Below are 1,448 nucleotides of genomic sequence, written 5' to 3' on the forward strand. Positions count from 1 at the left end.
GATCAGGGCGTCTATGCAGGCTTTGCTTTGCCATGCGATCTCGTCGCTTGAAAACACGAGGGCTCTATTTTTACGCTCCCTTAAAAATACGATCTCCGCTCCGCTTATAGCGGTCTCGCTTCCCGCTGTTAGCGAGTAGTTTCTGAACTCGTCTTGTAAAAACAAAGGCTCGTCGAGCTTTACGTTTTCTACGGCTTTTAATCTCATACTCCGGCTCCTTTTAAATATCTTTGAAGCGCCGCTGCGGTGTCTTCGTCGGTTTGAGCTTTGTAGCTAGCCCCGCCTAGATTGAAGTTTAAATTTACGTTTTTAGCAGCAGTGGCATTCGGCTTTATAAACTCAGCGGCATAACCCTCTATGTTTAGACCCTGCTTCGCTCTAGATAACAGATCCTCGGCAAGAGCGCGGAAATTCGTAAAATAATCGTTCCCTTTGATTTTAAAAAATCCCGGGTATTGCTTATTCCATGACCTAACTGCGTCAAGCCCATTCCTGAAAAGCTTTTTGTCGATCATCGAATAGAATTTATCGGAGAGCCTATTGGCTAACCTCCTAACATCTGCGGAGCTTATGCTCATATCTATTCTTTGCATAAACTCGCTATTTTGGCGAGCTAATACAAGCCCGCCGCTAGCGAAGCGAGCTAGCTTCTCTTTTGGGATCGCCCTAGCGTTTAGCCTTGCAAAAAATTTAGCACCGTAGTAGTCTACGGCTCTGACGTTTTGGATAAACTCACCTCTGCTTAGTAGCGCAGGCACATCATCCCTGCCTGCGGCATCATGCCCGGCGATCTTGCCGCTATACCTTTTAAAAAGCCCTACAGCTCCGCCTGTAGCGAAAGCTGCGGCATTTGTGCCTTTTATCTTGCCTCCGCCTATGGTTTTGACATGGATCGTATGGACCGATGATGTGGGTCTTTTAAGAGCCTCAATCGTCTTTTGCGCCGCTTTGGCATCCGGATCGATCGTATGGATGCTTGAGCTTGGAGCTTGCAGGCTTTTTTTCGCTTCCTGCGCCGCCGCGTCGTCCGCGGTTATTTTGATGCTAGCCCCTCCGTTCATAGCGTCTTTTAGCTCGGCGATTTTGGTTTTTACCTCCTCGAAACCCTCGGCGCTAAAATCTATCTTGCCCTCTGCAGCTCTTTGCTTTAGTGCGATGAGCTCGTTGTAGAGTGCCTTTTCACTCTGCAAGCTAGCCTCTACCGCCGCTTTTTCGGCGGCGATATTTGCCATCTTGGCGTCATGAGCAGCAAGATCGGCGTTCTTTTGCATCTCGTTGGCGCTTAGATTTAGCGCCAAAATTTCATTTACGGTATTTCTATAATCTGCCGCCCTATTGATAGTTTGCGCGTTTTTGCCGCTTCCTAAGCTCTTTTGTGCGCCCAAGCTATCGTTGATTTTCGCGGCTTGATCGGCATAGCGCTTGAAGCTTTCCAGATCTTTATTATT

2 protein-coding genes are annotated in these 1,448 nt (G+C 47.9%); both read right to left on the bottom strand.

Annotated features, from left to right (window positions below; genetic code table 11):
• Positions 1–207: hypothetical protein (locus tag Q0605_RS01380; RefSeq protein WP_298703569.1), on the bottom strand; the 207-nt coding region annotated here is incomplete at its 3' end.
• On the bottom strand, positions 204–1,448 hold a 1,245-nt coding region (locus tag Q0605_RS01385; RefSeq protein WP_298703570.1), incomplete at its 5' end, for a hypothetical protein. The genes Q0605_RS01385 and Q0605_RS01380, both read right to left, overlap by 4 nt.

It is taken from the genome of uncultured Campylobacter sp., assembly GCF_938017705.1.
Classification (GTDB): Bacteria; Campylobacterota; Campylobacteria; order Campylobacterales; family Campylobacteraceae; genus Campylobacter_B.